Annotated in this window: 6 protein-coding genes; all 6 read left to right on the top strand. The window is 71.7% G+C overall.

What is annotated here, in order from left to right; all coding sequences use genetic code 11:
- Positions 1–32: 32 nt before the first annotated feature.
- The 6 genes from FNX44_RS20990 to FNX44_RS21010 all read left to right on the top strand — a co-directional run bounded on the left by FNX44_RS20990 (position 33) and on the right by FNX44_RS21010 (position 7537).
- The gene (locus FNX44_RS20990; RefSeq protein WP_143650156.1) at positions 33–785 is read left to right on the top strand and encodes an SDR family NAD(P)-dependent oxidoreductase; all 753 of its coding nucleotides are present in this window, start codon (positions 33–35) and stop codon (positions 783–785) included.
- 304 nt (positions 786–1089) lie between these two features.
- The gene (locus FNX44_RS29750) at positions 1090–3264 is read left to right on the top strand and encodes an iron-containing redox enzyme family protein (RefSeq protein WP_143650158.1); all 2175 of its coding nucleotides are present in this window, start codon (positions 1090–1092) and stop codon (positions 3262–3264) included.
- A 10-nt stretch (positions 3265–3274) separates the two neighbouring features.
- Positions 3275–5110, top strand: a complete 1836-nt coding sequence (locus tag FNX44_RS21000) for a carbamoyltransferase family protein (RefSeq protein WP_143650160.1) — start codon at positions 3275–3277, stop codon at positions 5108–5110.
- Positions 5111–5177: 67 nt separating this feature from the next.
- On the top strand, positions 5178–5321 hold the full coding sequence (locus FNX44_RS28170) for a hypothetical protein (protein WP_173019240.1): 144 nt from the start codon (positions 5178–5180) through the stop codon (positions 5319–5321).
- A 130-nt stretch (positions 5322–5451) separates the two neighbouring features.
- The gene (locus FNX44_RS21005; protein WP_228450068.1) at positions 5452–6375 is read left to right on the top strand and encodes a TauD/TfdA family dioxygenase; all 924 of its coding nucleotides are present in this window, start codon (positions 5452–5454) and stop codon (positions 6373–6375) included.
- A gap of 34 nt (positions 6376–6409) precedes the next feature.
- On the top strand, positions 6410–7537 hold the full coding sequence (locus FNX44_RS21010; RefSeq protein ID WP_143650161.1) for an ATP-grasp domain-containing protein: 1128 nt from the start codon (positions 6410–6412) through the stop codon (positions 7535–7537).
- The last annotated feature ends 63 nt before the right edge of the window (positions 7538–7600 follow it).

A 7600-nucleotide genomic window follows, 5' to 3' on the forward strand; every position in this document is an offset into this window, starting at 1 on the left:
CCCCCGACCCCCTGAACCCCGGAAGGATAGCAATGGCACCCACAGCGGTGATCACCGGAGCGAGCAGCGGAATTGGCGCGGCCACCGCCCGCCGCCTCGCGAAAGACGGATACCAGGTCGCCCTGGTCGCCCGCCGGGCCGAGCGCCTGGCGGAACTCGCCGACGAGCTCGGCGGTGAGTCGGTCGTCTGCGACATCACCGACCCGGAGGCGACGCAGAAGGCACTCGGTCGCCTCGACGCATGTGACGTGTTGGTCAACAACGCCGGCGGCGCGCTCGGCGCGGAATCGGTCGCCAGCGCCGACGCGGCCGACTGGCAGTCGATGTTCTCGGTGAACGTGCTCGGCACACTGCACGTGACCCGGACCCTCCTGCCGCTGCTCCGGCGCTCGCCCTCCGGCGGCACCATCGTCACCGTCACCTCCACCGCCGCCTTCACCAACTACGAGGGCGGCGCCGGCTACAGCGCCGCCAAGCACGCCGAGCACGCGCTCACCGAGACGCTGCGGCTCGAACTGTGCGGCACCACCACCCGCGTGATCGAGATCGCCCCGGGCATGGTGCGCACCGACGAGTTCGCGCTCAACAGGTTCCACGGGGACGCCGAGAAGGCGGCGGCGGTCTACGCCGGCGTCGACCGGCCGCTGCTCGCCGAGGACGTCGCCGAGTGCGTGGCGCTCGCCGTGGGGCTCCCGCAGCACGTCAACGTCGACCAGCTGGTCGTACGACCGGTCGCGCAGGCGGCACAGCACAAGGTCCACCGGGACCGACTCTTCACCAGCTGAGACACCCGGCCGGGCCCGGCCGCGCCGAGCGCGGTTGCCGCCGGGACGCGGCGCCGACACACGGCCGCCGCCGCATCCCACCCGGTTTGCCCCATCTCGTGAAAACCGCGACCCACACCACCGAAAGGGAGTGTCGCTCAGCCATGTCCTTCTGGCGAAAGATTCTGGAAAAAGTATTCCGCCGCAAGCGCCGCAAGAAGAACGACGCTTCCATCTACCCCATGTTCTGATATCCGCCGTCGAACCACGGGATCTTTCGGAAGATCGCCGATGGGCGCCGGAACCGTCAAGGAAGGAGGCCGAGGTGCACGGCCCCGCAGTCGCATTTCCCACCACGGCCGAGTCGCGACCCGAGCCGTCCCTCGCCCGCCGCCTTTACGTCCGCGCGCTCGATCCCGAGTGCCGACTTCCGTCCGGCGCGCTGGTGGACGAGCTGCGCTCCGAACTCGGCAGGTTCCGAAACGCGGGGCAGCGCCCGTCCGACCTCGCCGCGCTGCGCGAGGCGGCGACGCGCTGGGCCTCACAGGAGACCGCGCGCTTCGTCGGGCTGCTGGACCGGGCGGCCGGAGACCCCGACCGGGAAGCCGTCGTCCGGCAGGCGGGCCTGTCGGCGGCCCCACTCGCGCTGCTCAGCGGGGCGTGGCTGCAGTGGCTCAGCGCGCCGGGCAACGCCGACGATCCGCCCACCCTGCGCGTCCTCGGCCTGTACGCGGCCGATCTCGGCGCCGGTCACCCGCACGCGTCCCGCGGCTCCGCCTATCTCACGGTGCTGCGGAGTCTGCTGCTGGCCGAGTACGCGACGCCGCCGGCGCGGCTCGCGCAGGACCAGCGCGTCGACGACGGCTCGTTCTACCTGCCGTCGGTGCTGCTCGCCCTCAGCCGCCGCCCGGACGAGTTCCGGGAGGAGCTCGTCGGCGCCGACCACTGCCTTCGGACCGTCGGCCTGCTCCCCGTGCTCGCGCTGGTGCGGGCCGCCCATCCGCACACCACCCGCTGGGAGTCGGTCGACCCCTCGGGCGTGCGCCAGGGCGGCGAGGGCAGCGGCGTCGAGCTGAGCCTCGCGGCGGTGGGCGCGCTGCTCGACACCTCCTCACCGGAGCGGACCCCGCGCCTGGTGGCCGGCTTCGGATGGGCGATGGAGGCGCTGCGCGGATGGCACACGAGCCTGTACGACCGGCTGGAGTCGTGCCTCGACCCGGCCTACGGGATGGGCGAGTTGATGCGGCTGCGCGCCAGGGAGGGCGCCGTCTACCACCACGACTTCGCCATGGAGGGCCGGTCGCTGTCGGCGTGGCTCACCGAGTGCCGGACCGATCCGGCTCCCTTCCTCGGCGTGCTGGCCCGCAGCAGGATGGTCAAGCCGGGTCGTTCCGAGGCGAGTTCGCTGGTGAACGGCCTGGTGGGCGAACGCGGCCCGATGTTCCGGGTGTTCGCGCCGGAGGACCTGGCCGTCGTGCGGCGCTGGATCGACTCGCTCCCGCCCCGGGACGCGCACGCCGCCGAGCGGCGCCCCCAACCGGTGGTCCCGCCGTTCGCCGTGCCGAGGCTGTCCTGGCCGACCACGGCGGCGGAGCCCGAGGGCAGCGCGCCGGAGGATCTCCGCGACGCCTACTGGCGCCTCCAGGGCCGTACCACGAGCCCGGCCGTGCACCGCTGGGCGCGGGAGTACGTGCACGGGTGGCTGGCCCGGTCCCGGCACGGCATCGGACGCGACGGGACGACGCTTCCGGAGCACTGGCCCGCCGAGGGTCTACGGCCCTGGCTCGCGGCGGAACACGACCGGCACGGTGAGGAGTTCGAGCGGGGAAACGCGACGGAGGTGCCGACGCGTGAGGAACTGGTCGACTCCACCGTCCAGCTCGCGCCGCTGACCCTCATCGACGGCTCCTGGCTCCAGGGTTTCACCGACTACACCGAGGCGTCCTCGGAGATCGGCTTCTCGCTCTTCGAGACGTACTGGGACGAGCTGGGGAACGGCGAGCCGCGGCTGAACCACCCGCTCATCTACCGGGAGGTCCTGGCCGAGATGTCGGTGGAGCTGCCGCCGACCGCATCGCGGGAGTTCGCCCGGTGGTCCGGCTTCCGGGACGGCTCCTTCGAACTGCCCGTCTACTGGCTGGCGATCGGCAGGTTCCCCAGGACCTTCCTGCCGGAGGTGCTGGGCCTGAACCTGGCGATGGAGCTCTCGGGCGTCGGCGGTTCCTACCGGCGGGCCAGGATCGCCCTGCGCGAGCACGGGTTCAGCACCCGTTTCGTGGACATCCACAACACGATCGACAACGTCTCCAGCGGCCACTCGGCCTGGGCCGCCGACGCCGTGGACACCTACCTCAGCACCGTCCCGGCGTCGCACCTCGCCCAGGTCTGGCACCGGGTGCGGACCGGCTACCGATCACTCAACCCCCCGTCCGGTCTGTGGGCCAGGCAGGCGCAGCGCCGTGCCCGTGGATCCCGCACCGGCAAGCGCTTCACGCGTTAAGGAGCAGGCAATGTCCGAGCTGGTTCTGGGCGTCTCCGCCTACTACCACGACAGCGCCGCGGCCCTGGTCGCCGACGGCGTACCCGTGGCGGCGGCCCAGGAGGAGCGCTTCAGCCGCCGACGTCACGACTCGGCGTTCCCCGCGCGGGCGGTCGCGTACTGCCTCGCCGAGGCCGGCGCCACCCTGGACGACGTCGCGGCGGTCGCCTACTACGAGGATCCGGCGCTCAAGTTCCGCCGGGTGCTGGCGACGTTCGCCGCGGCCGCACCGCGCGGCTTCGCCTCGTTCGAGCGGACGCTGCCGGAGTGGCTGTCCTGGAAGCGTGACGCCCCCCGCCAGGTGCGCCGGGAGCTGGAGCGGCTGGGCCTGGGCCGGGTGCCCGAGGTCCGGGTGCACCGCCACCACGAGTCGCACGCCGCGTCGGCGTTCCACCCGAGCCCCTACGAGTCGGCAGCCGTGCTGTGCGTGGACGGCGTCGGAGAGTGGGCGACCACCACGCTGTGGCACGGGCGCGGGAGCCGGCTGGAGCCGCTCTCGGAGATCCGCTTCCCGCACTCGCTCGGGCTGCTGTACTCGGCCTTCACCTACTTCTGCGGCTTCAAGGTGGACTCCGGCGAGTACAAGCTGATGGGCCTCGCGCCCTACGGCACCCCGCGCTACGAACGGACCATCCGGGAACGGCTCATCGACGTCAAGGACGACGGTTCGTTCCGGCTGGACATGCGCTACTTCGAGTACCTGCGCGGCGAGGTGATGACCGGCGGCGGCTTCGAGGAGCTGTTCGGCGGCCCCCGCCGCAGCCCCGAAGGTCCGCTCACCGAGCGCGAGTTCGACCTGGCGGCGTCCGTGCAGAAGGTCACCGAGGAGGTGGTGCTGCGGCTGGCCCGCACGGCGCGCGAGCGCACCGGGGAGTCCCGGCTGTGCCTCGCCGGGGGCGTCGCGCTCAACTGCGTCGCCAACGGCCGGGTGATCCAGGAGGGCGTCTTCGACGAGGTGTGGATCCAGCCGGCGGCGGGCGACGCGGGCGGCGCGCTCGGCGCGGCCCTGCTGACGGCCCACGAGGGCGGAGCGCCCAGGTCCCACCTGGGCACCGGTCGGGACGGCATGTCCGGTTCGCTGCTCGGGCCGGGCTACGGCGACGAGGAGATCGCCGCCTTCCTGGAGCGCGAGGGCATACCGCACGAACGGCTCGGCCCGGAGCGGCTGGCCGAGAGGGTGGCCGACGTGCTCGCCCAGGAGAAGATCGTCGGCTGGTTCCAGGGCCGGATGGAGTTCGGTCCCCGGGCGCTGGGAGCGCGGTCGATCCTCGGCGACCCGCGATCGCCGCGCATGCAGTCCGCCATGAACCTCAAGATCAAGTTCCGGGAGTCGTTCCGCCCGTTCGCCCCGTCCGTGCTGGAGGAGGACGTCAAGGACTACTTCGACCTCCCGCAGGAGAGTCCGTACATGCTGGTGGTGGCGCCCGTCGCCGAGTCCCGCCGGCTGCTCGACGTGGACGAGGGGCAGGCCTCGGGCCTGGACCTGCTGCGGGTGCAGCGCTCCACGATCCCCGCGGTCACCCACGTCGACCACTCGGCGCGCGTGCAGACCGTCTCCGAGCGGAACAACGCGCCCTACCACCGACTGCTGTCCGCCTTCAAGGCGGCCACGGGCTGCTCGGTCCTCGTCAACACGTCGTTCAACGTGCGCGGAGAGCCGATCGTCAACACCCCGGCGGACGCCTACACCTGCTTCATGCGCACCGACATCGACTACCTGGCGCTGGGCGGCTTCCTCCTGACCAAGGCCGACCAGCCGCAGTGGCGGGAGGACGGGAACTGGCGCGAGGAGATCCCCCTCGACTGAGGCCGCGGGGCCGGCCGACCGCCGACTCCGCCCCCCCAACCCATCGTACGAGCCGTGAGGTACGCCCATGAGGAAACTGCCGCTCCTCCTTGTCTACTACCTGTTCGTCACGCCGATCGGCGTGCTGCTGCGAGTCACGCGCGACCCGATGAAGCGCCGCGTCCAGCGGGACGCGGACACCTACTGGACCCCCGCCCCGGTGCGTGAGTGAGCCACCCCGGGACCGGCGCTACCTGAGCGGAATAGAGAGCGTGAGCGGAACAGAGAGCACAAGACCACCCCATTCCGAGGCCACCTCGTCGGCTCCGGAGCGAGGTAACCTCCGCATTCCCCACTTCCGGTTGGACGACGGCACGCGCGACGTCGTCGGCAAGGAGATCGCGGAACGGACCGCCTCCTCGGTGCTCGACTCGGACGACAACGAGGCGATCCTCGCCAACATCGGAGCGCACGTGCTCCGGAACCACCTGCCGGGCCAGATCCTGGCCGCCCTCGAGTCCTTCCCCGTGACCGGCCACCACGCACTGGTGCTGAACAACCTGCCCCGCCAGGAGTTCCCCGCCACGCCGGTGCACGGGTACGGGGACGAACCGGCGCTGGCCGTCGTGAACTCGGTTCACCTCGGCCTGATCCAGCTGCTCGGCATGACCCCGTACGCGGTGGACTACGAGAACCGGGGGCGGCTGATGCGCAACGTCGTCCCCAACCCGGCCGCCGCCGGCACCACCAGTTCGTGGGGGGCCGACTCGGAGTTCTTCTGGCACACCGACAACCCCCATCTCCCCTTCGGCGAGGCGGGCCTGGACCCCAGGGGCTACGTCCCGCGCTACCTGACCTTCTACGCGGTCCGCAACGACGAGCGGGTCCCCACCGAGATCGCGGCGGTCGAAGAGCTGATCGAGCTGCTGGACGCCGCGCTGCTCGCCGGACTCGAACGGCCGCACTTCGTCGTCGGGTCGCCCGACTCCAACGACTTCGCCGACTCCCCCCAGCTGATCGAGCACTCCCCGATCCTCGAACGGGACGGGATCAGCCGCCACCGCGCCCGGTACGACAGCGGGACGACCCGCGGCGAGTCGCCCGAGGCGGAGGAGACCCTGCACCGGCTGACCGAAGCCCTCGACCGGGTCAGGGGATCCGAACTGGTGCTGGAACCGGCCGACTTCCTGGTCTTCGACAACTACCGGGTGCTGCACCGTCGCCGCGCCTTCACTCCGGGCCCCGCGCCCACCGCACGCTGGCTGCGCCGCTGCTACGCGAGCTGACCGGCCCACGCCACACCGTAAGGAGAACAGAAAGATGTTCCGCATAGCAGTCGTCGGTGGCCGACCGGCACCCGTGAAGGGCGCCAGGGAACTGGGCATCGACGTCGTCCTCGTGCACGAGGAGGGCAACTACGACCCCGCCATCGGTGAGCACTGCGAACGCATCGTGCACGCCCCCATCACCGACGGCCCGGCGATCCTGGCCGCCCTCCGGCCGCTGCACGAGGAGCGCCCGTTCGACCGGGTCATCACGACCACGGAGTTCGCCGCCGAGTCCACCGGCCACGTGGTCGACGCGCTGGGCCTGCCCGGCGTGACCGAGGCCACCGCCCGCGCGCTGAAGGACAAGGCCCTCACCCGCGAACTGCTCGACAAGCACGGGCTGAGCCCGGTGCGCTACCGGACGGTGCGGTCGGCGGGCGAGGCGGCCGAGTTCCTGGCGGAGGTCGGCGAGCGGGTGGTCCTCAAGCCGGCGGACGGCGTGGCGAGCCTGCACATCCACCTGGTCGAGACGGCGGAGCAGGCCGCGAAGGCGTGGGACCTGCTGGCCGCCGCCGAGGTGCGGTCGGTCATCGCCGAGGAGTACCTGGAAGGCCCTGTCGTCTCCGTCGACTCCTTCTCCCACGACGGCCGGCACGTCCCGATCGGCTACTCCGAGTACCGCATGAACGACCGCTTCGTCGAGTGGGAGGTCTCCACGCCCAGCCGCGTCGCCGTCCCCCACCTCGACGAACTCCGGGACCTCACCGTCAGGTTCCTCGACGCCGTGGGCCTCACCGAGGGCCCCTCGCACAGCGAGTTCGTGCTCACCCCCAAGGGCCCCCGGGTACTGGAGTCGCACGCCCGGCTCGCCGGCAGCGGTGCTCCCGAACTGGTCCGCCGGGCGTTCGGCTGCGATCTCAACCGCTGGTTCCTCACCGTGCCGCTGGGCATCGACACCCTGCCGGACCGCTCGCCGGACCCGATCGGCGGCGCGGCCGTGCGCTTCTTCACCCCGGAGCCGGGGAAGGTCGACTCGATCGACGTGGACGACGACCTCGACGTCGAGCTGCGCCGCCAGCCGGTGGGCGAGGTGCCGCAGGTCTTCCTCCCGCACCTGGACGACTTCGCCGACCACCTGCCGGACTTTTGGACGGGGCCGGTGGTGGACCCTGCGGTATGACACTGGTCTGCGCAACTCGCCAACTGAAGCGCTCAGTCACAGCCCGCCGTATCCGGTCTTTCC

Origin of the sequence: Streptomyces alkaliterrae, from assembly GCF_007097205.2 — a bacterium.
In the GTDB taxonomy this organism is placed as follows: domain Bacteria; phylum Actinomycetota; class Actinomycetes; order Streptomycetales; family Streptomycetaceae; genus Streptomyces; species Streptomyces alkaliterrae.